The 24,336-nt window shown below is 67.5% G+C and carries 20 protein-coding genes; 11 read left to right on the forward strand and 9 right to left on the reverse strand.

The window, feature by feature from the left end; translation table 11 throughout:
- Positions 1-378: 378 nt before the first annotated feature.
- From ACIA8C_RS38395 to secG, 3 genes are all read left to right on the forward strand, one after another.
- Entirely contained in the window at positions 379-1,299 is a 921-nt protein-coding gene (locus ACIA8C_RS38395; protein ID WP_397143558.1) for a DMT family transporter, read from the forward strand.
- A 136-nt stretch (positions 1,300-1,435) separates the two neighbouring features.
- Positions 1,436-3,031 (forward strand): MFS transporter, encoded by a 1,596-nt coding sequence (locus ACIA8C_RS38400; protein ID WP_397143560.1) that lies wholly within the window; start codon positions 1,436-1,438, stop codon positions 3,029-3,031.
- Positions 3,032-3,091: 60 nt separating this feature from the next.
- On the forward strand, positions 3,092-3,325 hold the full coding sequence (gene secG, locus ACIA8C_RS38405) for a preprotein translocase subunit SecG (protein ID WP_357392034.1): 234 nt from the start codon (positions 3,092-3,094) through the stop codon (positions 3,323-3,325).
- Here the strand turns inward: secG and ACIA8C_RS38410 are convergent.
- Together ACIA8C_RS38410 and ACIA8C_RS38415 are read right to left on the reverse strand one after the other, a co-directional pair.
- On the reverse strand, positions 3,312-4,445 hold the full coding sequence (locus tag ACIA8C_RS38410; protein WP_397143562.1) for a YbfB/YjiJ family MFS transporter: 1,134 nt from the start codon (positions 4,443-4,445) through the stop codon (positions 3,312-3,314). The genes secG and ACIA8C_RS38410 overlap by 14 nt on opposite strands.
- Positions 4,446-4,645: 200 nt before the next feature.
- Positions 4,646-5,494: an SDR family NAD(P)-dependent oxidoreductase gene (locus tag ACIA8C_RS38415; protein WP_397143564.1), complete on the reverse strand. Its 849-nt coding sequence runs from the start codon at positions 5,492-5,494 to the stop codon at positions 4,646-4,648.
- 54 nt (positions 5,495-5,548) lie between these two features.
- Here ACIA8C_RS38415 and ACIA8C_RS38420 point away from each other — a divergent pair, with 54 nt between their 5' ends.
- Together ACIA8C_RS38420 and ACIA8C_RS38425 are read left to right on the forward strand one after the other, a co-directional pair.
- Positions 5,549-6,538 carry an alpha/beta fold hydrolase gene (locus ACIA8C_RS38420; protein WP_397143566.1) on the forward strand — a complete coding sequence of 330 codons (990 nt, stop codon included), beginning with the start codon at positions 5,549-5,551 and terminating at the stop codon, positions 6,536-6,538.
- 76 nt (positions 6,539-6,614) lie between these two features.
- On the forward strand, positions 6,615-7,217 hold the full coding sequence (locus tag ACIA8C_RS38425; protein WP_397143568.1) for a hypothetical protein: 603 nt from the start codon (positions 6,615-6,617) through the stop codon (positions 7,215-7,217).
- Between the two features lie 4 nt (positions 7,218-7,221).
- Here ACIA8C_RS38425 and ACIA8C_RS38430 read toward each other — a convergent pair whose 3' ends face one another.
- Positions 7,222-7,701: a hypothetical protein gene (locus ACIA8C_RS38430; RefSeq protein WP_396990958.1), complete on the reverse strand. Its 480-nt coding sequence runs from the start codon at positions 7,699-7,701 to the stop codon at positions 7,222-7,224.
- Between the two features lie 458 nt (positions 7,702-8,159).
- Between ACIA8C_RS38430 and ACIA8C_RS38435 the strand changes: the two genes are divergently transcribed.
- The 6 genes from ACIA8C_RS38435 to ACIA8C_RS38460 are packed head-to-tail and all read left to right on the forward strand — an operon-like array spanning position 8,160 to position 13,424.
- Positions 8,160-9,551, forward strand: a complete 1,392-nt coding sequence (locus tag ACIA8C_RS38435) for a sensor histidine kinase (protein WP_397143570.1) — start codon at positions 8,160-8,162, stop codon at positions 9,549-9,551.
- Positions 9,548-9,964, forward strand: coding sequence for a roadblock/LC7 domain-containing protein (locus ACIA8C_RS38440; protein WP_150408408.1), 417 nt, complete (start codon positions 9,548-9,550; stop codon positions 9,962-9,964). Before ACIA8C_RS38435 ends, ACIA8C_RS38440 begins: the two co-directional genes overlap by 4 nt.
- On the forward strand, positions 9,961-10,332 hold the full coding sequence (locus tag ACIA8C_RS38445; protein ID WP_397143572.1) for a DUF742 domain-containing protein: 372 nt from the start codon (positions 9,961-9,963) through the stop codon (positions 10,330-10,332). Before ACIA8C_RS38440 ends, ACIA8C_RS38445 begins: the two co-directional genes overlap by 4 nt.
- Positions 10,313-10,927, forward strand: a complete 615-nt coding sequence (locus ACIA8C_RS38450; protein ID WP_397143574.1) for a GTP-binding protein — start codon at positions 10,313-10,315, stop codon at positions 10,925-10,927. The genes ACIA8C_RS38445 and ACIA8C_RS38450 overlap by 20 nt, the downstream gene beginning before the upstream one ends.
- Positions 10,924-12,207: a cytochrome P450 gene (locus tag ACIA8C_RS38455; protein WP_397143576.1), complete on the forward strand. Its 1,284-nt coding sequence runs from the start codon at positions 10,924-10,926 to the stop codon at positions 12,205-12,207. The genes ACIA8C_RS38450 and ACIA8C_RS38455 overlap by 4 nt, the downstream gene beginning before the upstream one ends.
- On the forward strand, positions 12,204-13,424 hold the full coding sequence (locus ACIA8C_RS38460) for a cytochrome P450 (protein ID WP_397143578.1): 1,221 nt from the start codon (positions 12,204-12,206) through the stop codon (positions 13,422-13,424). Before ACIA8C_RS38455 ends, ACIA8C_RS38460 begins: the two co-directional genes overlap by 4 nt.
- A gap of 94 nt (positions 13,425-13,518) precedes the next feature.
- Here ACIA8C_RS38460 and ACIA8C_RS38465 read toward each other — a convergent pair whose 3' ends face one another.
- The 6 genes from ACIA8C_RS38465 to tkt form a co-directional block, all read right to left on the reverse strand.
- Positions 13,519-16,266 carry a thiamine pyrophosphate-dependent enzyme gene (locus ACIA8C_RS38465; RefSeq protein WP_397143774.1) on the reverse strand — a complete coding sequence of 916 codons (2,748 nt, stop codon included), beginning with the start codon at positions 16,264-16,266 and terminating at the stop codon, positions 13,519-13,521.
- A 1,276-nt stretch (positions 16,267-17,542) separates the two neighbouring features.
- Positions 17,543-18,292 (reverse strand): 6-phosphogluconolactonase, encoded by a 750-nt coding sequence (pgl, locus tag ACIA8C_RS38470; protein ID WP_397143580.1) that lies wholly within the window; start codon positions 18,290-18,292, stop codon positions 17,543-17,545.
- The gene (gene opcA, locus ACIA8C_RS38475; RefSeq protein WP_397143582.1) at positions 18,285-19,193 is read right to left on the reverse strand and encodes a glucose-6-phosphate dehydrogenase assembly protein OpcA; all 909 of its coding nucleotides are present in this window, start codon (positions 19,191-19,193) and stop codon (positions 18,285-18,287) included. The genes pgl and opcA overlap by 8 nt, the downstream gene beginning before the upstream one ends.
- The gene (gene zwf, locus ACIA8C_RS38480) at positions 19,190-20,749 is read right to left on the reverse strand and encodes a glucose-6-phosphate dehydrogenase (protein WP_397143584.1); all 1,560 of its coding nucleotides are present in this window, start codon (positions 20,747-20,749) and stop codon (positions 19,190-19,192) included. Before zwf ends, opcA begins: the two co-directional genes overlap by 4 nt.
- 5 nt (positions 20,750-20,754) lie before the next feature.
- Positions 20,755-21,888 (reverse strand): transaldolase, encoded by a 1,134-nt coding sequence (gene tal, locus ACIA8C_RS38485; protein ID WP_397143586.1) that lies wholly within the window; start codon positions 21,886-21,888, stop codon positions 20,755-20,757.
- A 6-nt stretch (positions 21,889-21,894) separates the two neighbouring features.
- Positions 21,895-24,036, reverse strand: coding sequence for a transketolase (gene tkt / locus ACIA8C_RS38490; protein ID WP_397143588.1), 2,142 nt, complete (start codon positions 24,034-24,036; stop codon positions 21,895-21,897).
- Positions 24,037-24,336: the final 300 nt, after the last annotated feature.

Genomic DNA, 24,336 nt, shown 5'->3' on the forward strand with positions numbered 1-24,336 from the left:
CATTCGCTACGGCCATCGCGGTCTGACGGACTGCGTCGGTCGACGTCTGTTCTGCCTGCTTGCGTATTCGCCACGGCGACGCGCCGCTGATGGTCCGCTTTGCGGTACCTGACTGCGTGCCAGCGTGTTCGCCACGGCGATGCGCGGCTGATGGACTGCGCCGGATCGAGTTCGTTCTGCGTACCGGCGTATTCGCTACGGCGATGCGCGGTCCAGCGAACCGCGTCCGGCGGTGTCTGGCCCGCGTGTCTCCTGTTATGGCGATACGCGGTCTGAGGGCGGGCTGCTCGCCTTAGCGCGATTGCGTCTCTTCGGTATCCGTTGTGCACCTCGCTTCCGCGACCCCATCCCTTTCTGTCGCAGGAGCGCGAACCCTTCATGTCCATATCTCTGTCAACGACCAGCCGTTCCGGATTGGTCTACCTCGTCGGCGCCGGAATGCTTTGGGGCACCGGTGGTTTGCTCGGCACGCTGCTCGGCCGAGCCACCGGATTGTCACCAATTGCGGTGGCCACCTGCCGACTTGCCGTCGGCGGGCTGCTGCTCGTCGCCCTCCTTTTCGCGACGCGACGACCGTGGCCACGAAATCTCCTGGCCTGGCGCAGAATCGGCGCGGTCGCTGTCCTCGCCGCGGCCTTCCAGGCGTGCTATTTCGGTGCCGTAGCCGCATCGTCGGTCAGCGGCGCCACGTTGATCACCATCGGTGCGTCGCCGGTGGTGGTCGCGCTGCTGGAACAGCTCACCGGTCGTCGCGCGGTGGATGGCAGGCGAGCCGCGACGATCGGGCTTGCCCTGTCTGGTTTGGCCTTACTGGTCGGCGTGCCCTCCGACGACGTGGGTTCCACCGGCCTACTCACCGGTGCCGCTCTCGCCGTGGCGGCCGCGGCCGCGTTCGCGACGGTCACCGTGATCAGCGCCCAACCGGTATCCGGCTTGGACTCGATGACCACGACCGGCCTCGGATTCACCGGCGGCGCAGTGCTACTCGCCCCACTGGCCATCACCACCGGAATCACCTTCGCCCCGACCCCCGGTAGCGTCGCCCTACTCGCCGCCCTTGGCTTGGTGCCGACCGCGATCGCCTACACCCTGTACTTCCGCGGCCTTCCCGACGCGGGCCCCGGCACCGCCGCGATCCTCGCCCTGCTCGAACCCCTTACCGGCGCGATCCTCGCCGCCATCGTCCTCAGCGAACGATTGACCCCGCTGGGCTTGCTCGGCGCCGGTCTCCTCATCGTGGCGTTGATTCTTACCAGCAATCAGCCCAACACAGGCGGGGTCGCCCCACGCCGTGACTGATCTCGTGAGTACATGGGTAACTCACCAGGTACGGGCGCACTCGACCACCACCACACCGCCGGCCGCCAACGTTGATCTCGCGGCGCTTGGTCTGGCCTGAATACGCGGAGAGGCGGGTGAGCCTAAGCTTCGGTGAGTGATCACCGCCCCTAACACCGCAGTCTCCACCTGGGCTCCGTTGAGGTCGAGGGTGTATCGCGCGTTGTGGATCGCGCAGCTGGTGTCCAACCTCGGCACCTGGATGCAGACCGTGGGCGCGCAATGGGTGCTTGTCGACGAGCCGAACGCGGCCGTGCTGGTCTCGTTCGTGCAGACCGCGATCACCTTGCCGGTGATGCTGCTCGCCATTCCATCCGGGGTGATCGCCGACCTGGTCGATCGGCGCAGGCTGTTGCTCGGTGCGCAGTCGACGATGGCGGTGCTGGCCGCAGTGCTCGCGGTGTCGACGGCGACCGGGCACACCACGCCGTCGGTGTTGCTCATCCTGTTGTTCCTGATCGGCTGCGGGCAGGCGCTCACCGGGCCGGCCTGGCAGGCGATTCAGCCGGAACTGGTGCCGCGCGAACAGATTCCGTCGGCGGCGGCGCTCGGCAGTATGAGCGTGAATATCGGTCGCGCGGTGGGGCCCGCGATCGCGGGTGTGCTGGTCTCGCTGTCCGGGCCGACGTTCGTGTTCGTGCTCAACGCGGTGTCCTTCGGCGGCATCGTCGCGGTGCTCGCACTGTGGCGCAGGCCCGCGACGGATCGGCAGCTGCCGAGCGAGCGTCCGTTGGCGGCGCTGCAGGCTGGGACCCGGTTCATCAAGGCGGCGCCCGGGATCCGGCGGGTGCTGCTGCGCTCGATCCTGTTCATCGCCCCGGCCAGCGCGGTATGGGCGTTGCTTCCGGTGATCGCGCGCGACGAACTCGGGCTCGGCTCGTCCGGCTACGGCCTGATGCTGGCCGCGCTCGGCATCGGCGCGGTGCTCGGCGCCGTCGGCCTGTCGCGGTTACGCACCCTGATGACACCCACGCAGCGACTGAGCACGGCCGCGGTGTTGTTCGGGGTCGCGTCGGCGGGCACCGCGCTGCTGCATGTGGTGCCGCTCGTGTTGGTGCTGTTGGTTTTCGCCGGTTTCGCCTGGCTGCTGGCGATGTCGACGATGAACTCGACCATGCAGTTGCTGCTGCCCGCGTGGGTGCGTGCGCGCGGGCTTTCGGTGTATCTGCTGGTGTTCATGGGCGGGCAGGCGATCGGCTCGCTGGTCTGGGGCGTGGTGGCCGGCGCGGCGGGGCCGGTGTTCGCGCTGCTGGTCGCGGCCGTGCTGCTCGGGCTATGTGCACTGAGCACGGTGTGGCTGCCGATCAGTCACAACGCGGAGAACCTGGATCAGACGCCGTCGGCGTTCTGGCCGGAACCGCAGCTCGCCGTCGAACCCGAACCGGCCGACGGGCCGGTCATGGTGCTGCGCACCTACGACGTCCCGCCGGAGAATCTGGACGAGTTCATGACCGCGATGGCGTTTGTCGGCCGGTCGAGGCAGCGCACCGGCGCGATGGAGTGGCGGCTGTATCGCGACGTCGGCGTGCTCGACCGCTACGTCGAGGCGTTCGTGGTCCGCTCCTGGGCCGAGCACATGCACCAGCACCAGGTCAGGCTCACCGCGCAGGACCAGATCCGCGAGCAGGAGGCGTACAAATACACCATTGGGGACGACCGGATCACCCACTTGGTGGCGATCTTGCCTGCTTAGCATCGCCCTTGCCGAGTGCCTGATTCGGTGGGATCGGATCGTCCGCATACACTGTCCGGCATGCGGATGTTCCTCGATATCCTCCTGATCATCGCCAGCGTGCTGCTGGTGCTGCTGGTGCTGCTGCACCGCGCCAAGGGTGGAGGTCTGTCCAGCCTGTTCGGCGGCGGTGTGCAGTCCAGCCTCTCTGGCTCGACCGTTGTGGAGAAAAACCTCGACCGAATCACTGTCTTCACCGGCCTGGTGTGGCTCATCGCCATCGTCGGCATCGGCCTGGAGATCAAGTTCGCCTGATCAGGCGCGTCACCACACCGGCCGCGATCGTCGCGCCCGCCAGCACGATGGCGGCGATGACGAACGCGGCCGGATAACTGTCGCCGATCACCGGCGCCACCACCAATGGACCGAGCATCTGCCCCGCGCCATAGACCGCGGTGAGTGGTGCCGCCGCGTTGCCGTCCGACAGTTCGCCGCCTATTCGAATCGCCAGCATGACGATGCCGAGGAAGGTGGCGCCGAACAGCGCCGCCGACAGCACGGCAGGCCACACCGCGGTCGAGATGGCCGGCAGCACCGCCGAAACACACTGCGCCAGTAGCGCGATCGGCATGGCGATCGCCGGAGACCAGCGGCGCGCGGCAATGCCCCACAGCACGGTGGCCGGTACCGCGGCCGTGCCGACCACGACCCACATCCACGCGCCGATCACCTGGCCGCGCTGATCACTGATCGCCGCCACCAGGAACGTGCCGATCACGATGTAACCGACGCCCTCCAGGAAGTAGGACACCAGCAGCGCCCGCCACGCACCCCGCGATCGGATGGTGGCCTTGCCCGCGCGGCGACCGGGCCGGATTTCGAGGCGCAACGCGGGCAACAGCAACACCACGGTCAGCGCGGCCGAGACGAGCCACATGCTCTGCCAACCCAGGAACGGTCGCACCGCCAGCACCAGCAGGCCGGTGAGCGCGATGCCGAGTCCGACTCCGCTGATGGCGATTCCGGCGGCATCCCGGCTGCTGCCGTGCCTGGCGGCCACCCCGGCGCACGCGACGAAGATGACGGCGCTGGTGACACCCGCGATAAAGCGCAGTGCCGCAGGGAAAAACGTCGGCGCCGGCACGGCCATCAGCAGCTCGCTGACGATCAGCAGTGCGGCCGACAGCCGGAAAACGTTGCGGGTGTTCAGTTCCGGCCAGCGCGTGAGCAGGATGGCGCCGAGCAGATAGCCCGCGTAGTTGGCGGTCGCGATCGCCGCGCCGTCGTTGGTGGTGATCTGGTGTGCGTCCACCATGATCGGCAGCAGCGGCGTGTAAACGAACCGGCCGACACCCATCGCGGCCGCCAATCCTGCGGCGGCTGCGAAGGCGGGTGCGAGACTGCTGCGTGGTGCGGGAGCGAGGGTAGCGGTCACCACACTGACCGTACGGTCCGACCCGCCGCCTGGGAAATACTTTCTATGCACGACATATACGCTGGACACATAGATGAACACGCCGCCGGAGGGCGCACTTTCGTCCGCTGCGGCTGCCCGCAGCCCAGCTGACAGCGCTCGCGAGCGTCGCCGTGCAGGGGATCGCTGTGGGCTCGTTCGGCGCGGAGGGGCGGGTGTGGTCAGTCCGTGCGGGGGACTCGGCCGTCGAGGTCGGTGAAACCGTAGGTTTCGGCCAGGTCGGCTACGCGCCGGGCGGAGCCGGTGTGGGAGCGCCGGTCGGGATCGGTGGCCAGGGCGACGACGGCGCGGCCGGGGAAGCGTGGGGTTTCCGCTTGGGCGAGGTCGAAGGTGCCTTCGCCCGGCAGGGTGACCAGGCGCTGACCCTGTGCGTCGGCCGGAACCAGTTGCAGCAGTTCGGTATCCACGATGCCTGGCCAGAGTGAGACGACGGTGACCTTGGTGTCGGCGAGGTTGTGTGCCATGTCGGCGGTGAGGCGGTCCAGCGCGGTCTTCGCGACGCCGTAGACCGCGTTGTGCATGTACCGCTGCGCGCCCGGCGAGGAGATGTTGACGATCAACCCGTCCGACTCGATCAGCAGCGGCGCCGCGAAAGCGCTTGCCACGTAATGTGATCGGACGCCGATGTCGAAGGTCTCGTCCCAGGCCTTCGGCGGGACCTCCCAGAACGGCTTGCCGAGCCAGCGTGCCGCGGCGGGGGAGTTGTAGACGTTGTTCACCAGCACGTCGAGGCGTCCGTGGTCGTCGCGGATCTGCTGGAACAGTCGCCGCACCGCGTCGTCGTCGCGATGATCGCAGACGAACGGAATGCCGATCCCGCCCGCCGTATCGATCGCGGCGGCGGTCTCCCGTACCGTGCCGGGCAGGCGGCCGGGCGTGTCCGTGCGCCCGGTGACATACACCGTCGCGCCGGCCGCGCCGAGCTCCAGCGCGATGCCCTTGCCGATGCCGCGACTCGCGCCGGTGACCACCGCGATCTTGCTGGCCAGTGCGTTAGGTATTCCGCTCACGACTCCAGGACACTACCGTGAAACAAGAACACGTTCTAGGTTTTGGAGGCAGCAGTGGAGTTGACGCATCGGTTCGTGACGACCAACGGCGTCCGAATGCACGTCGCCGAGCAGGGCGAGGGGTATCCGGTGATCTTCTGCCACGGCTTCCCGCACACCTGGTTCATCTGGCACAACCAGCTGGCGTCCGTCGCCGCGGTGGGATATCGCGCCATCGCGCCGGACCTGCGTGGCTACGGGCAGACGGACGTGCCGTCGGAGGTCGAGGCCTACACGAATCAAGCGGTGATCGGCGACCTGCTCGCGCTGCTCGACGACATCGGCGCCGAACAAGCGGTGTTCGTCGGCTTGGATTTCGGCGCGGCCCTGGTGTGGGAGTTGGCATTACGCGCGCCGGAACGGGTACGCGGCGTCATCGTCCTGAACAACCCCTTCGCGCCTCGTCCGCCACGCTCACCGTCGCAACTATGGGCGAAGGCCGCCGCGCGACACTTCCTGCACCTGCACTACTTTCAGACTCCCGGCGTCGCCGACGCCGAACTCGCCGCGCGCCCAAGGGAATTCCTCCAGCGGGTCTACTACTCGCTCAGCGCCGACTACCACTACCTCGACACCTGGCAGTTCCCGGCGGAAGGCACCGGCTACCTCGACGTCCTGCCGGACGCGCCCGCCCTGCCATGGCGTTGGCTCTCCGAGAGTGAATTCGACACCCTGGCCAGGGATTTCGAGCGCACCGGCTTCACCGGCGGCCTGAACTGGTACCGCGCCCTCGATCGCAACTGGGAACTCACCGCCGACTACGCCGACGCCGCCGTCACCGTCCCCGCCTATTTCATGTACGGCGACCACGACCCGGACATGGAGGGTTTCAGCGGCCGCGATCCACTGACTACCCTGCGCAACCACGTCCCCGGCCTCCGCGAGGTCACCAAGATCGCCGACGCAGGCCACCTCGTCCAACTGGAACGCGCCACCGAGGTCAACACCCTGCTCACCGCCCACCTACGCGAACTGGTCACCAACTCCTCGGACGTTCCGGCGTAACTGCCCTGCCGACCTGGCGTCAAACGCCTTCCGTCGGTGCGCCGTTCATGTCGGTGGGTGTCGCTAATGTTCGCTCATGAGTTACAGCCTGAGCGTTTACGTCGTCGAATTAGATAGGGTCAGGGCCGCGATCGGCGCGCGGGACGACAAGCTCCGGCGCATGATCGGCGGCCGGTTCAAGGCGCAGCTGGCGCACGCCGACGACTGGTTCGCCGACGAGATCGCCAACGGTGCCCCCGCGCGCTACGACGCGGTGCGCGCGGTCATCGACGGTGGCCCGTTCGATCAGGCATACGGCTTCCAATACGCCTACGCGTATCAAACGATCTGCCAGTTCTACGGCCGATTCCTGGACAACCGCTACTTCTCCCCGTTCCGCGGTAGCTGGCTGGAACAGGTCGACGAGGGTCTCGCCGAGCTCGGCATCAAGGCGATCAGCCTCGCCGATTTCGTCTACCACGCGCTACCCGCCGCCCTCCCGGAGCCGGAGGAGCTACCCGGCTACGGCGAATGGACCCCGGAGCAATGCGCCGAAGCGCTGGTGCAATGGGAGTCGACCACCCCGCAGCAGCGCGAGGAGATCGATCACGAGGTGCTCGCCGCGATCGAATCGTGCATGGAGTGGGTCCGCGAGGCGCAGGCCAGGCCGGGCTGGGGGATCGCGGGCTTCTTCGTCTGAGGGTTCAGCGGTACTCGTCGGCCCGCTTCGGGTAGTCGGCCCACTGCGGCAGCGGTTGGTAGTCCAAGTAGGCGGTGAGCCGATCAAGCAGGTACTGCCAGCGCGGGCCGATTTCGCACGCGTCGGCCGGGCTGACGTGCCTGCGGATCAGCTCGACATTGGTGACCACGCCGACCTGGGTCATCCGGATCTCCAGCAGGCACCCGTCGATGTGCACGATCAACTCGTGCGGCGCCTGGCAGTGACCGACCCGAACCGCGACGGGCCGCGACACCGGTCCGTCCATCGGTTCGATCGTCAGGTTCCCGCTGCCGCCCGACACCGCGCCAAGCCACCGCGCCAGCTGTCCGCGGTCGGTCGCCGCCGACCACACCTCGAGCACCGGCTTACGGAAGGATCGCAGATAGTGCAGGAGCACGAGTTCGCCGTCGGCCGCGCGATCGTGCTCCGGCCGAACCTCACCGAGCATGGACATCATGGTCATCCCGTGTCCTCCACTGCTGGTCATCATCGCCACTGGGTATCCAGTATTCCCCCGTCGAATCCGAATCGTGGGGATACCGGATCGGCGTGCCTATCCCGGATTCGACGTGGCCTTGACGAGGACGGCGGAAGGCGCCGACGTGACCGCCGTATGACGAAGCGGTGATCCGAAAACTGCCGATAGGTCGCGATGGGAATCGCCCACGTCATTGAAAAATAAAGTAGCGCAATACAATACAACCACTGTGCAATCTGCTAATACTGCCTGTTAGATGCGTTCGCCGAGATGCGGAACCGGTTGGTGGTCTGTACATTTGGTGCAGCCCGAACGCGCAGGAGGGGTCGGGACTCGTAAAACATGCCTTCGTCGTGAACGTGAGTGCGGAAGTACGGAACTTGTCACAGTCATTGAATGCGCCGGAAGGCGAGCGTCGGGAACCACTCTTTCGACGTCTGCGCATGCCGTTGTTAGCCCTGCTCACCTGCGCGGCGATCACCTCGGTCGTGGTGGTGATCGCGGTGTACTACGCGCCGACCGACTTCCGGATCCCGCTCACTGCCGGCGCCGTCGTGGCCGCTATCGCGTTGTGCGCCACGGTAACCGCGGCGGTGCACTACCGTGGCGCCGCCGTCCGGGCCAGGCAGTCCGCGGCGGCCATCACCGCCGAGGCGACGGCCAGGATGGCGGCCGCCAGCGAGGCCGCGGGCGTGCATGCGTGGGAGTCGAAGGCGAGCGAGAGCCGCCGGTCCGCGGCGATGGCCGCGTTCGCCGGTGCGGCGGGCCGCATGCAGGCGATGACCACCAGCATGCTCGCCGAACTGCGCGAGATGGAACACCGGCACGCCGACCCGAAGGTGCTCGCCGACCTGCTGCACCTGGACCATCGCACCGCACAGGCGGGCCGCCTCGCCGACAGTATCGCCGTACTCAGCGGCGCCCGATCCGGGCGCCGCTGGGCCAAACCCATTGCCATGGAGTCGATCCTGCGTGGCGCGATGGGTCGCGTCGGGGGCTATCAGCGGGTCAGGTTGCGGGCCATCGCCGAGATCGCCATCGCCGGTCACGCGGCCGAAGGCGTGATGCACACGCTGGCCGAACTGCTCGACAACGCCTGTAATTTCTCCCCGCCCACCACCGAGGTGCACGTCTACGCCGCCGAGGTGCCCGCGGGCGTGGTGCTCACCATCGAGGACAGCGGCCTGGTGATGAGCGAATCGGCGCTGCGCCGCGCCGAACAGACGGTGTCGAACGCGAGCCCGGACGGCCGCGGCCAGCGCTCGTCGGACCTGTCGTCGTTGAGCGGAACGCGACTCGGTCTCGCCGTCGTCGGACACCTCGCCCGTAAGCACGGACTCACCGTGTCCTACCGGCCCTCCGCCATCGGCGGCACCGCGGTGGTCGTCGTGGTACCGCGCGATCTCACTGCGCGCGTTGACCGTTCGCAACCGGCGTCGCTGGCCACCATCCCCGCGATACCGACCGCGACGTTGCCGACCGCGGCATCGCGGGTCGCCATTGCACCGCAGCCCGTCGCGCACACACCCGCGGCCGCCGAGCAGGTCGCGGTGCTGCCGGAAAGCGCGGCGGTGCCAGCACCCGCGGCGCCCGAAGCCCCCACCGAACACACCAGCATGGGCCTGCCGAAGCGGCGCCGCGGCAGCACCCTGGCCGCGGTCCACCCCGCGGGTCTGTCGCTACCCTCGCTCGACGCGCCAACGCCGACCCCGCCCGCGTCGACCACGGCGAACTTCGGCGCGTTCCAGCGTGCGTTGGCCGGTCGTGACACCGACAACTCCGCTGCCGCAACACCTTCCCCGTCCCCTACCGTTGCCGTGGAGAATGATCGATGACCACGTCTGTTCCGTCGCAACTCAGCTGGCTGCTGGAGCAACTGCTCGCCCGCACCCCGCGCACCCGCCACGCGCTACTCCTCTCCGGCGACGGCCTGAAGATCTGCCACACCCCGGAACTCAGCATGGACAAGGCCGACCAGTTATCCGCCATCGCGGCGGGCATCCAGAGCCTGTCGCACGGCGCCTCCGTCGAGTTCGGTGACGGCAGAGGCGGTGTGCGCCAGTCGATGACGGAGTTCTACGGCGGCATCCTGTTCATCGTCGAGGCGGGTCTCGCGGCGCACATCGCGGTCGTCGCCGCCGAGGACGCGGACGCGGGCCTGGTCGGGCACAACATGCGGGAACTGGTCGAGCAGCTAGGCCACCATCTCGCGTCGAAGCCACGTGTCGGGGGAGCGAGCGTGTCGTGAACAGGCCAGGGCGCGACGACGATCCGGACCGGCTCTACACACTGACCGGGGGACGCAGCAAGCCGGACTCCGACAGCTTCGACCTGGTCACCCTCGTGGTCAGCGAATGCGATCCGACGCAAGGCATGCAGTCCGAGCACGTCGCGATTCTGGACATGTGCCGGGCACCCACCGCGGTCGTCGAGATCGCCGCCGAGCTCCGCATCCCGGTCGGCATCGCGACCATCCTGCTGTCGGACCTGCTGCACGCAGGCAAGATCACCGTTCGGCATCCCAGCAACGGCCCCGCTTACCTTGACGCGCCGTGGAATTCGGTGCCTGACTCCACCACCCTCGAGAAGGTGCTCGTTGGACTCCGCAATCTTTGACGCTCGGCCCGCCCGTGCCGACGCACCGCTGAACAGCGCAACCCGCCAGGGACTCAAGATCGTCATCGTCGGCGGTTTCGGTGTCGGCAAGACCACCATGGTGCGCGCGGTCAGCGAGATCCGCCCGCTCGACACCGAGGCGACGATGACCAACGCGGGCATCGGCATCGACGATCCGAGCGGCGCGCCGGGTAAGTCGACGACAACGGTCGCCTTCGATTTCGGGCGCATCTCCATCGACGCCGAAAACGTGCTCTACCTGTTCGGCGCGCCGGGGCAGGAACGGTTCTTCTTCCTCTGGGACCGGCTGTTCTCCGGTGCGCTCGGCGCGATCGTGCTGGTCGACCAGCGCCGGATCGCCGACTCCTGGTACGCCATCGACCGTCTCGAAGCCCAGCACACCCGATTCGTGGTGGCCTGCAACAACTTCGGCGGGCCCTCTCGACTCGACGAAGTCCGCGACGCCCTCGATCTGGATCCGCAGGTGCCGTTGGTCGACTGCGATGCCAGGTCGCGCGAATCCTGTAAGAGCGTGCTGATCAGCCTGGTCGAGCACATCTACGCCGATGCACCGCGAGCGGAGACCGCATCATGACCACCTCGAGCGCGGCATCGGCCGCCACCGGCGGCTGCCCGGTGCATCCGGAGACCGGCGCGGTTCCGCTGAGCGGCCCGCGTTTCCACACCGACCCGCAGCATCTCTACCGCGAGATGCGCCGCGAGCACGGGCCCGTCGTGTCCGTCGAGTTGCCGGGCAATGTTCCGGCCTGGCTGGTCATCGGGTATCGCGAGTTGCACCAGGTGACCAGCGACCCGGAGCTGTTCCCGCGCGACGTCGGCCTGTGGAACCAGTGGCCCAACATCCCCGAGGATTGGCCGCTGCTGCCGATGGTCGGGCAGCCGAGGCCGTCGATCTACTTCACCGCCGGTGCCGAGCATCGCAGGCACTTGGCGATGGTCGAGCCCGCGCTGGAATCGGTCGATCCGTTCGAATTGCGCCGCACCTGTGAGGAATTGGCCGATCGGCTGATCGACGGGTTCTGCGGCCGGGGCGAGGCGGATCTGGTCGCCGAGTTCGCCGTGCCGATGCCGGTGCTCGCGCTCGCGTGGGCGCTCGGCTTCCCCGACGAGGACGGGCCGCGGCTGGCCTGGAGCATGAAGGCGCTCGCCGACGGTGGCGCGGACGCGCAGGCGGCCTACGGGAGCTACTACGAGCAGATGCAGCAGGTGCTGGCCTCGAAGAAGGCTCGGCCGGGCACCGACCTGGTCTCCCGGATGCTCGCGCACCCCGGTCCGTTCAGCGACGAGGAGTACGTGCAGGACCTGATGGCGGTCACCGCCGCGGGACACTTGCCGACCGCCGACTGGATCGGAAACTCGGTGCGGCTCATGCTCACCGACGATCGATTCGCGGCAGCGCTCGGCGGCGGGCGACGCAGTGTCGGCGAGGCGATGAACGAGGTGCTGTGGGAGGACACGCCCACCCAGATCCTCGCCGGACGTTGGGCTGCGCGCGATACGCGGTTGGCGGACAAGGTGATTCGGGCGGGCGACATGCTGTTGCTCGGACTGGCCGCCGCCAACGCGGATCCGCATGTGCGCCAGCATCTTGTCGACGGCGTCGAGCCCGCGCACACCGGTAACAGCGCGCATTTCGCGTTCAGCTATGGCGAGTACCGGTGCCCGTTTCCGGCTCAGCAACTGGCCGAGATCATCGCGCGGACCAGCATCGAGGTGCTCCTCGATCGGCTGCCCGATATCGATCTGTCCGTTCCCGCGCAGAACCTGGTCCGGCGGCCGTCGGCGTTCCTGCGCGGCATGACTTCTTTGCCGGTTCGTTTCACCCCAGTTCGTGCAGTCGGAGGTACCCAGTGACCCAAACATGTCCATTCGCCATCGATCCGATGGTCGGTGACCTCGCTGGAGAGACCGCCTATCTGCGCACCGCGGGACCGGTGACGCGGATCGAACTGCTCGGCGTTCCCGCCTGGACGATCACCGAGCACGCCGTGGCCAGGCAGTTGCTCGTCGATCCGCGGCTGATCAAGGACATCAGCGGCTGGTCGCTGTGGAACTCCGGTGTGGTGACGCGGCAGTGGCCGTTGATCGGCATGATCGATGCCGGGCGATCCATGTTCACCGTGGACGGTCCCGAGCATCGTCGGCTGCGGATCAAGACGACGCAGGCGTTGTCGCCGCGCCGACTAGAGGACATCCGGCCCGTCATCGAGCGACTGACCGCCGAGCTCCTCGACGATCTCAGTGCCTCGGCCAGCCGCGATTCCGTCGTCGATCTCAAAGAGGTATTCGCGTACCCGCTGCCGATGCGCGTTATCGGTGAGCTGATGGGCGTGGATCGCGCCGATCACCCGATGCTGCTCACCTGGTATAAAGCGTTCTTCTCGCTGGTCACCCCGCAGGACGAGCGGTTGCGGGTGATCGACGAAATGGATGTCTACTACACGGATTTGGTGCGCAAGAAGACCGCCCATCCCACGGACGATCTCACCAGTGCCCTCATCCTGGCGTCCGACGGTGGTGAGCCGTTGACCGAAGAGGAAGTGGTCGGCAACCTGAAGGCGCTGGTCGCCGCGGGTCACGAGACCACCGTCGGGCTCATCCTCAACGCCGTCCGTGCCCTACTTGCCCGGCCCGAACAACTGGACAAGGTGCGCACCGGCGACATCGAATGGAAGCAGGCGGTCGAGGAAACGCTGCGCTGGGACAGCCCGGTCAGCCACCTGCTGATGCGCTTCGCCACCGAGGACATCACCATCGGCGACACCGTGATCGAAAAAGGCGAAGGCGTAGTCATGTCCTACCGAGCCATCGGCCGCGACACCGCCGTACACGGCGACAACTCCGACGATTTCGACCTCACCCGCTCAACCTCCAACCGCCACTTGACCTTCGGCCACGGCCCCCACATCTGCCCCGGCGCCGCCCTCTCCCGCCTCGAAGCCGGTATAGCCCTACCCGCCCTCTTCGACCGCTTCCCCAACCTGCGCCTCGCCGTCCCCGACGAGCAAATCCGCAACCTCCCCGTCCTCACCCAAAACGACCTGGCCGCCTTCCCCATCCACCTCGGTTGACCCCAGCGAATCCACATTCAGTGGCACGTGGTGGCGGCGAAACGCGAAGGCTCCGCCGTGGTGTGCCACTGAATGTGGATTCAATAGGGGGTGTTTAACCTGCTAGGAGTTTTCCGGCGGCGGTTTCTATTTTGACTTCGTCGAGGAGGACGGTGTCGGCTGCTGGGCCCAGGGGGATGAAGGTGTCTTCGCTGGTTACTCGGGAGATTCGGCCTTCGAAGCCTGCGTCGATCAGTGCGGCGCAGACTGATTCGGAGACGCCGCCGCTATGGCGGGTTTCGTCGGCGATCAGGACTCGGCCGGTGGCTCGGGCGTGGTGGAGGATGTCGGCTTCGGGGAGCGGGGAGAGCCAGCGGAGGTCGAGGATTCGGGTTCGGATGCCGCGGTCGGCTAGGCGGCGGGCTACGCGCAGGCTCATGGGGACGCCGTTGGCGAAGGTGACGATGGTGAGGTCGGTGCCGTCGCCGTAGACGCGGGCTCGGCCGATTTCGGCATGCGGGGTGGAAGTTGTTGCGAGCCAAGCATTGTCGCCCGGTTTGTACAGGTCTCTGGTGTGGTAGAGGGCGATGGGTTCCAGGTAGATGCAGACGCGGCCGTCTACTCGGGCGGCGGAGACGCAGGTGCGCAGGAGGGCGGCGGCGTCGTCGGCGCGGGCAGGGGACGCGACGATAACGCCGGGGATGTCGCGGAGGGCGGCGATGGAGTCGTCGTTGTGGAAGTGGCCGCCGAAGCCCTTCTGGTAGGCGTAGCCGGCAATGCGGACGACCATCGGATTGCGGTATTGCCCACCTGAGAAGAAGGACAGGGTGGCGGCCTCGCCGCGCAGCTGGTCGGCGGCGTTGTGTACGTAGGCCAGATACTGGATTTCGGGGATCGGAATGAAACCGGCAAGGGCGGTGCCGAGCGCGGTGCCGAGCACGCTCTGCTCATCGAGCAAAGTGTCGAAGACGCGACGCTTACCGAATTGCTTTTGCAGACCCTTGGTTACGCCGTACACGCCACCCTTGCGGCCGACATCCTCGCCGAACACCAGCACGTCGGGATCGCGGGTCAGCAGGTTGGCCAGGGTCCGGTTGATCGCTTGCCCCAGGGTCATCGGATCCGCCACCGCCACACCATGATTCGGAGCACGATCGCCAGGTCGTTCCGCAATCTGCGGCATGCAGGTGGCGTGCGCGGCATCGGCGTGTAATGCGTCGCCCTGGTGTGCAGTACGCACCGTCGAGTCGGCAGGTGCTCCGAGACTGCTCGATTGCGCGCCATCCCGTGGAAGCGCGTTGCCTGCGTTGCCAACCGCGTCAACGGTGCCAGCGGCGGGACCTGCGCCAGTCGCGCCAGCCGCGTCACCCGCGCCAACGGTGTCAGCGGTGTTAGCCGTGCCCGTCGTGTCGGCGGTGCCAGCCGTGCCAGTGGCGGGACCTGCGCCAACTGCGCCAGCCGCGCCAACGGTGTCAGCGGTGTTGGCCGTGCTCGTCGTGTCGGCGGTGCCGCTCATACCAACCGTGTCGGTCGTGCGAACCGTGCCAGCTGTGCTAGTCGCACCAACGGCGCCAGTCGTGCCATCCGTGCCAGCGTTGCTGGTTGTGTCAGTTGCAGACGTTGACGGGGCTGATGTGGTTGACGGGGCCTCGCCCGCACGCCGTTGCGCTTGGGGCATCGTCGCCGCGGCGCTCAGGCTTGCGTCGGCTCGGAGGACGTTCTCGCGCACCAGTGCCGGGTGGGTGGGGGCGAGGGGGGTCATTACTGCGGCGGCGGAGGTCAATTTTGGTTCGCGCCATACTAGTTCGGCGGTGGTGGTGACGCGGTGGGCGATGTTGTCGTAGCGGTCGAGGACTTCGGTGGGGGTTGCTGTGCCGGTGGCGACGAGTAGGCGGGCGGTCGCGGTTAACGGGTCGCGGAGGAGGTCGGTGGCGATGTCGGCGGGCCTGCGGTAGGCGGCTTCGACGTCGGAGCCGGCGTGGCCCATCAGCCGGACGGTTCGCATGTGCAGGAATGCCGGCTTGCGGTGCTCGCGCACCCAGGCGGCGGCCGCGGTCGACGTGGTCAGTGCGTCAACGGGATCGCAGCCGTCGGCGCCGAAATACTCCAGGCCCGCGCGGGAGCCGTAGGCCTGCTGGATCCAATCCGCCGGGGTTGGCACGCTGATTCCAATGCCGTTGTCCTCGCACAGGAACAGGATTGGCAGCGGAACGCCTTGGCGCGCAGTGTGAATCGCCGCATTGATGGCGCCTGCGGCGGTGGAGTGATTGGCCGAGGCATCGCCGAAACTGCAGAGCACCACCGCATCCGAGGGCCATTCACTCGAAACACCCAGCCGCGCTGCGCGATCGATCGCGAAGGCGAGGCCGACGGCACGGGGGAGGTGGGAGGCAATGGTCGAGGTCTGCGGAATGATGGCGGCGGGCTTGCTGCCGAATACCTTGTGCCGCCCACCGGAAATCGGATCCGCCGCCGCCGCGACGATGCCGAGCAGCACGTCGCGGATCGGGTCGAGACCGGGCACCTGCCGGGTGCGCTGCACGAAGAACGCGCCGGACCGATAGTGCAGCAGCGCGGGATCGGTCACCCGAAGCGCTAGCCCGAGCGCGGCGTTCCCTTCATGCCCCGACGACCCGATGCTGTAAAACCCACGCTTACTCGCACCTAACTGCCGAGCCGCCAGATCCAGTTGCCGACTCGTCGCCTGTGACTCGAACAACTCCAGCAGGATCGCACCGGTGATCCCGGGCGCGATGTCGTCCACCACCGCCTGCCCCGGCGTCAGCGCACCCACCGCCGCCCGAAACCGATCGTCAAGAACCTTGCCCGGGCTGGATCCGGGGTTCGCGTCCCGCTCACTCATTCGCGCCAGCTTATCGGTCATCCGGTGATTTTGCGCGCCATCGGCGCTTCGGCCGGACTAATTCCCGTGCACAGCGCTGATGTAATGTGAATGGTTGGCAATGAGGGCTGGATACCGAACAGGTTCGCGGCGCTGGAGACACCAGCCCCTGCCCTCGGCCATAGCCAACTCACACCGGACGGCAACTCCCAGTCGGTCGCCGAATAGGGACACCCTGGCGGCCCCACACGATGTCTTCCGCCACGAGGTCCCGTTCGGCGCGACCGGCAGCCCGGGTTTGGTGCGCCGAACGGGACATGGTGGCGTGCTCACCCGGCGTTTTCCGCCACCATGTCCCGTTCGATAAGTGCCAGCCCTGGAGGGATGCGTCGAGCGGGGGCCTAGCCGGAGCTTGCGCTGGCGCCGAGTTGGCCGCAGCGGCACCGTTTTCTCGACACCTGTTCGACGACCGGCGCCTGTGGTGGGCAAGCCCAAGGGGGACGGGTGGGGGGCGGGACTCGATGTTTTCGCCGCCAAGTCCCGTTCGGAGATCGGCAGTCGGGGGTTGAACGGGACATGGTGGCGTGCTCACTCGGCGTTTTCCGCCACCATGTCCCGTTCGATAAGTGCCAGCCCTGGAGGGCTGCGTCGAGCGGGGACCTAGCCGGAGCTTGCGCTGGCGGCCGCCGAGTTGGCCGCAGCCGCACCGTTTTTCGAGACCTGTTCGGCGAGCTGGCGCCTGGGTGGTGGGCCGAGGGGGACGGGTGGCGGGCTGGACTCGATGTTTTCGCCACTAGGGCCCGTTCGGTGATCGGCAGTTCGGGGTTTGGTGCGTTGAATGGGACATGGTGGCGCGCTTACTTGGCGTTTTCCGCCATCATGTCCCGTTCGGTGATCGGCAGTCCGGGGTTTGGCGCGTTGAACGGGACATGGTGGCGGGTTCACTCGGTGTGTTCCGCCGCTATGTCCCGTTCGGCGACCGTTGGTCCGGGGTTGGTGGGCTGAGGGGCGTGGTGGTGGGCTGGTCGGTGTTTCGCCACCAGGCCCGTTCGGTGATCAGCAGCGCGAGGTCGGTGCGGTCAACGGGACATGGTGGCGGGCTTACTCCGTGTTTCCCGCCACCACGTCCCGTCCGGTGGGCGGCAGCCTTGGAGCGGTGGGTCGAGTGGGACCTTGCTGGCTTTTGTACTGGTGGCCGACGCAGTTGGCCACGCCCGCACTGTTTCTCGAGCTCCGTACCCGGCCGGTCTCGGGAAGGGGGAGGATTCGCCCTGCGAGCACGGCCCGAACGTGTCGCTCAGTCCGGCAGCTGCAACCCTGATGCCGCGTCTTGGTCCAGTAGCCAGGTGGTGGATTCGAGGCCAACCGCACCTGCGGAGGGGATCTCGACCGGGTCCGCGCCGGAGATGGCGGCCGCGGACGCTTCGGCCTTGGCCGCCCCGCCGACGACCAGCACCACGTGGCGGGCGCGGCGGATGGCGGGGAGGGTGAGGGTGACTCGGACCGGCGGCGGCTTCGGCGAATTCGTCACGGCGACAACGAGTTCGTGCTCCTCGCGGACCGCGTCGGTGTGCGGGAACAGCGAATTGATGTGTCCTTCGCCGCCCATGCCGAGCAGGTGCAGGTCGAAGGCGCCGTGTTCGGCGAGGTAAGCGTGTACGGCCGTGGAGTATTCGGCGGCGGCCTCGATGGGGTCGGGGTATTCGCCGTCGGAGGCCGCGACCTGGTGCACGCGAGCCGGGTCGACCGGGACATGGTCGAGCAGGGCCTGGTGCGCCTGGAGGTCGTTGCGTTCCGCGTCCTCTGCGGGCACGAAACGCTCGTCGCCCCAGAAGAAGTCGACGTTGGACCAGTCGATGTCGCCGGGGGACTTGCGAACCAACTCGAGCAGCCCGATGCCGGTGCCACCGCCGGTCAGCACGACCGACGCGGTACCGCGCTCGGTCTGGGCGGCGACGACGACCTCGACGAACCGGGCCGCCGCAGCGGCAATCAGCGATTCGGTATCGATGTGGACTTCGACTGTGTCACTAGCGGACTCACTCATAGGTCACCCTCTCGATTCCGGCGAGCGCCTCAGCGTAGATCTCATCCGCGTCCAGCCTGCGCAGTTCCTCGGCGAGGCAGTCGCGAGTTTCCCGGCGCGCCAACGCGATTCGCTGATCCGGATCGCCGGTGCGGGTGAGCGTCGCGGTGCGCCCGGTCTGCGGCCGTTCGATGGTGACCGACACCGACGGGCGGTGGATCTCCACCCGCAGCGCACCGGCGCGGCGGACCACCGGGCAACCGAGACGGATGGCGAGCCAACCGGCCAGGGTGTCCAGCGCCGGTTCGTCGCGCAACCCGGACACCAGCACCGAATCCACCGGCTCGAAGGGCGGCTCGTCCAGCGCGGCGGCCAGCAGTGCACGCCAGTAGGTGATTCGGCTCCACGCGAGATCGGTGTCGCCGGCCGCGTAGGAGGCGAGCCGCTTCTTGATCGCGGCCTGCGGATCGGCGGCGAAGGTGGCGTCGGTGATGCGGCGAGTGGCCAAGCGCCCCACCGAATCCTTGGACGGGAACTCCGGGGCGCCACGCGGCCACCAGGCCACCACGGGGGTGTCCGGCAACAGGAATGGGATGACGACGCTGCTCTCGTGGTTGATCAGCTCACCCTGCAGCCGCAGCACGATCACCTCGGCCGCGCCCGCGTCGCCGCCGACCCGGATCTGGGCGTCGAGGCGAGTCTCGGCGTCCCGGTCACCGCGCGCCAAAACGACCACCCGGCAAGGGTGTTCGCGGCTGGCATCGTTGGCGGCGTCGATGGCGTCCTCGGCCTCCGAGCTGTCCAGCGTGCACACCACCAGGGTGAGCACCCGCATCATGGTGATCACGCCGTTGCTCTCGCGCAGCTGCACGATGCGCTTGGTGACCTCGCCGGTCGTGGTGTTCGGAATGTCGATGATCATGGCCGCCGCCATTCGCGCCCGGTGCGGGCGAGCATCTCGTCGGCCGACGACGGACCCCAGGTGCCCGCCTCGTACGGTTCGGGTTTACCTTCTTCGGCCCACCGCTCGAGCACCGGATCCAGGATGCCCCAGGACAATTCGACCTCCGCGTTCACCGGGAACAGCGACGGCACCCCGAGTAGCACGTCGAGGATCAGGCGTTCGTAGGCCTCGGGGGAGGACTCGGTGAACGCCTCGCCGTAGCTGAAATCCATGTTGACGTCGCGCACTTCCATGCTCGACCCTGGCACCTTCGAGCCGAACCGGGTGGTGATGCCCTCGTCCGGCTGCACCCGGATCACCAGCGCGTTCTGACCGAGATCCTCGGTCATGGTCTGGTCGAACGGCAGGTGCGGCGCTCGCTTGAACATCACCGCGATCTCGGTGACCCTGCGCCCCAACCGTTTTCCGGTGCGCAGGTAGAACGGCACGCCTGCCCAGCGGCGGGTGTCGACCTCCAGGGTGATCGCGGCGTAGGTCTCGGTGCGCGATTCCGGATCGAAACCCTCCTCGTTGAGCAGGCCGACCACCTGCTCGCCGCCCTGCCAGCCGTCCGCGTACTGCCCGCGTGCGGTGGTCTCGTCCAGCGGCTCAACGAGTTTCGTGGCGGAGAGCACCTTGATCTTCTCTGCCTGCAGCTGCTTGGGCTGGAAGCTGATCGGCTCCTCCATCGCGGTGAGCGCGAGCAGTTGCAGCAGGTGGTTCTGGATCACGTCCCGCGCCGCGCCGATGCCGTCGTAATAGCCTGCGCGCCCGCCTAATCCGATGTCCTCGGCCATGGTGATCTGCACATGGTCGACGTAGTTGGCGTTCCAGATCGGGTCGTAGAGCTGGTTGGCGAAGCGCAGCGCCAGAATGTTCTGCACCGTCTCTTTGCCGAGGTAGTGGTCGATGCGGAAGACCGTCTCCTCCGGGAACACCCCGTTGACCAGCGCGTTGAGCTCCTGGGCGCTTTCCAGGTCGTGCCCGAACGGCTTCTCGATCACCACCCGACGCCACGGCTTACGCCCTGCGGTGTCGGTGGTGGACGGCTGCGCGAGCCCGTGCTCGGACAGCTGGTTGAGCACCACCGGGAACATGTTCGGCGGAATCGACAGGTAGAAGGCGTGATTGCCGCCGGTGCCGCGGTCCTTGTCCAGCTTCGCCAGGGTGTCGGCGAGGGTGGCGAAGGCCGTGTCGTCGTCGAAACTGCCCTGCACGAACCGGATTCCCTCGGCCAGGTGGTCCCAGACCTCCTGCCGGAACGGCGTGCGGGCGTGCGACTTCACCGCGTCGAGCACCACCTTGGCGAAATCCTCATCCGCGTAATCTCGCCGGGCAAAGCCGACCAGCGCGAAACCCGGGGGCAGCAGCCCCCGGTTCGCGAGGTCATAGATGGCCGGCATCAATTTCTTCCGGGACAGGTCACCGGTGACACCGAAGATCACCATGCTGCACGGGCCCGCGATGCGCGGTACCCGCTTGTCCCGCTCGTCGCGCAGCGGGTTCTGCCAGGTCGGGGTTTTGGGGCCGGCCATCGTTGTCAGTTGTTCCCGGCCGCTGCGGACAACTCCTCCGTGGTGGCGGAAAGCAGTTCCGCCCACGACTTCTCGAACTTGTCCACGCCCTCGGTCTCCAATACCTGGAACACGTCGTCGAGGTCGATGCCGACAGCGGAGAGCTTGTCGAACACCTCCTGCGACGCCGCGGCGGTGCCGCTGAGCGTGTCGCCGCGGATCTCGGCGTGATCGGCGACCGCCTCGAGGGTCTTCTCCGGCAGCGTGTTCACCGTGTTGGCGCCGACCAGCTCGGTGACGTACATGACGTCGGAGTACTCCGGGTTCTTGACGCCGGTCGAAGCCCACAGCGGCCGTTGACGATTCGCGCCCGCCGCACCGAGGTGGTTGTAGGTGGAGGTGTGCGCGCCACCGTCGAACACGTCCTGATATTCGGCATAGGCCAAGCGCGCGTTGGCGATTCCGGCCTGGCCGCGCAGCGCGAGCGCCTCGTCGGTGCCGATCGCCTCCAGCCGCTTGTCGATCTCGGTGTCCACCCGGGACACGAAGAACGAAGCGACCGAATGGATTTTGCCCAGATCGTGGCCCGCGGTCTTGGCGGCGCGCAGGCCGTCGAGGTAGGCGCCCATGACCGCGCGGTAACGCTTGACGGAGAAAATCAGCGTCACGTTCACGCTGATGCCCTCGGCGATCACCTTGGTGATCGCGGGCAGGCCCGCCTCGGTGGCCGGGATCTTGATGAACAGGTTCGGCCGGTCGACGGTCTTCCACAGGTCGATCGCCTGCGCGAGGGTCTTGTCCGCGTCGAAGGCGAAACGCGGGTCGACCTCGATGGAGACCCGGCCGTCGACGCCGTTGGACGCCTCGAACGTGCCGGTGAACAGGTCACACGCGGCGCGCACGTCGTCGGTGGTGATGGTGCGGATCGCGGCATCGGCGTCCGCGCCCTGGGCGGCAAGCTCTTTGAGCTGTCCGTCGTAGGCGTGGCCCTTGCTCAGCGCACCCTGGAAGATCGTCGGGTTGGTGGTGACCCCGACGACGTTGCGGGTCTCGATCAGCTCGGTCAGGTTGCCGGACTGGATCCGGTCCCTGGACAGGTCGTCCAGCCATACGGACACACCTGCCGCGGAGAGGGCGGTGGTATTCGCGTTCTGTGCCATGAGCGCTTATCCCTTCACGTTCTCGAGTGCGCGCTGCGCGGAGGCAACGACGTTGTCCGGAGTGAAGCCGAACTCGCGGAACAGAGTCTTGTAATCGGCGGACGCACCGAAGTGCTCGATCGAAACCGTCTCGCCCGCGTCACCGACGAACCGGTGCCACGGCATCGAGATGCCGGCCTCGACGGCGACCCGAGCGCGGATCGCGGGCGGGAGCACCTCGTCCCGGTACGCCTTGTCCTGCGCGTCGAACCACTCCACACACGGCATCGAGACCACCCGGGTGCCGATGCCTTGCGACTCCAATGTAGTCCTGGCGTCGACGGCGAGCTGAAGCTCGGAACCGGTAGCGATCAGGATCACCTGCGGAGTGCCGGTGGATGATTCGGCAAGGATATAGCCGCCCTTGGCGACGCCCTCGTAGCTGGTGCCCTCCTGGACCGGCAGATCCTGGCGGGTCAGCGCGAGCGCCGACGGGCCGTCCTGGTGCGGCAGCTCGGAGACGGAGAAGTGCGAGGTGTGCTCGCTGCTGTCACGCTCGAGGATGGTGCGCCACGCGTAGGTGGTCTCGTTGGCGTCGCCGGGGCGAACGACATTGAGGCCGGGGATGGCGCGCAGCGCGGCGAGATGCTCGATCGGCTGATGCGTCGGGCCGTCCTCACCGAGGCCGATGGAGTCGTGCGTCCACACATAGATCGCGGGCACCCGCATCAGCGCGGCCAGGCGCACCGCGGGGCGCATGTAATCGCTGAACACCAGGAAGGTGCCACCGTACGGACGGGTCGGGCCGTGCAGCGCGATGCCGTTGAGGATCGCGCCCATGGCGTGCTCACGCACACCGAAGTGCAGGGTGCGGCCGTACGGGTTGGCCTTCCACATGCCGGTGGAGATCGATTCCGGGCCGAAGCTGCCCTCGCCGGACATGGTGGTGTTGTTGGATTCGGCGAGGTCGGCCGAGCCGCCCCACAGTTCCGGCAGCACCGAGGCCAGCGCGGCGAGCACCTTGCCGGAGGCCTTGCGGGTCGCGACGCCCTTCGGGTCCGGCTCGTAGGTCGGCAGACTGTCGGCCCAGCCCTTGGGCAGGTCGCGCTTGGCGAGCCGGTCGAACAGGGTCTTGTTCTCCGGGTTGGCCTGCGCCCACGCGTCGAACTGCTGCTGCCACTCCTGATGCGCCTGCTTGCCGCGCTCGATGGCCTTGCGGGTGTGCTCGATGACCTCGGCGGACACCTCGAAGGTCTGCTCCGGGTCGAAGCCGAGGATCTTCTTGGTGGCGGCCACTTCGTCGGCACCGAGGGCGGCACCGTGCGCGGCGCCGGTGTTCATCTTGTTCGGCGCCGGGTAGCCGATGATGGTGCGCAGCACGATGATCGACGGCTTGCCGGTCTCCGCCTTGGCCGCGGCCAGCGCCGACTCGATGGCGACGACATCCTCGCCACCCTCGACCACCTGGACATGCCAGCCGTACGCCTCGTAGCGCTTGGCGACATCCTCGTCGAACGCGATGGTGGTGTCGTCCTCGATGGAGATCTTGTTGTCGTCGTAGATCAGCACGAGGTTGCCGAGCTGCTGGGTGCCCGCGAGCGAGGACGCCTCGGAGGTGACGCCCTCCTCCATGTCACCGTCGGAGGCGATCACGTAGATGAAGTGATCGAACGGGCTGGCGCCTGCCGCCGCGTTCGGATCGAACAGGCCGCGTTCGCGGCGGGCCGCCATCGCCATGCCGACTGCGGAGGCCAAGCCCTGACCAAGCGGGCCGGTGGTGATCTCGACGCCGTCGGTGTGCCGGAACTCGGGGTGACCAGGGGTGAGCGAGCCCCACTTGCGCAGGTTCTTCAGATCATCCAGCTCCAGGCCGAAACCGGCCAGGTACAGCTGGATGTACTGGGTGATGCTGGAGTGACCGCAGGACAACACGAAACGGTCCCGGCCGACCCAGCTCGGATCGCTCGGGTCGATCCGCATGGTGCGCTGGTAGAGGGAGTACGCCAGCGGCGCCAGGCTCATCGCGGTGCCCGGGTGCCCGTTTCCGGCGTTCTGCACCGCGTCCGCGGCGAGCACTCGGATCGTGTCGACGGCCTTGGTGTCCAGATCCGTCCAGTCGTCCGGGTGATTCGGCTGAGTGAGGGCGCGGATGTCGTCTGTGACTGACACGACCGAGGTTCTCCTGACATTGGTTTCGTCGACGGCGGCAACACTGGCGGCGGTGAACGCACGGCAGCGCGCGTGCTTACCGGGTGTGTACCCAACCACCCTAGTTGTGCCCGCTCAGCAGTACGAGAGGAACCCTGTGTTTATTGGCCGCGCGGGCGCGGCGGGTTCGCGGCCCGTGTCTCAGCATCGCGTTAGCGATTCGATGAGGGGTGGTGGTCGGGCGACGGGTGGGCCGCGGGGGGGGGGGCGGGGGTGCAGGACGTCAGGGCGCGCGGGGTGGGGGGACGGAGGGTCCCGGCG

The organism is Nocardia sp. NPDC051321 (genome assembly GCF_044455225.1).
In the GTDB taxonomy this organism is placed as follows: domain Bacteria; phylum Actinomycetota; class Actinomycetes; order Mycobacteriales; family Mycobacteriaceae; genus Nocardia.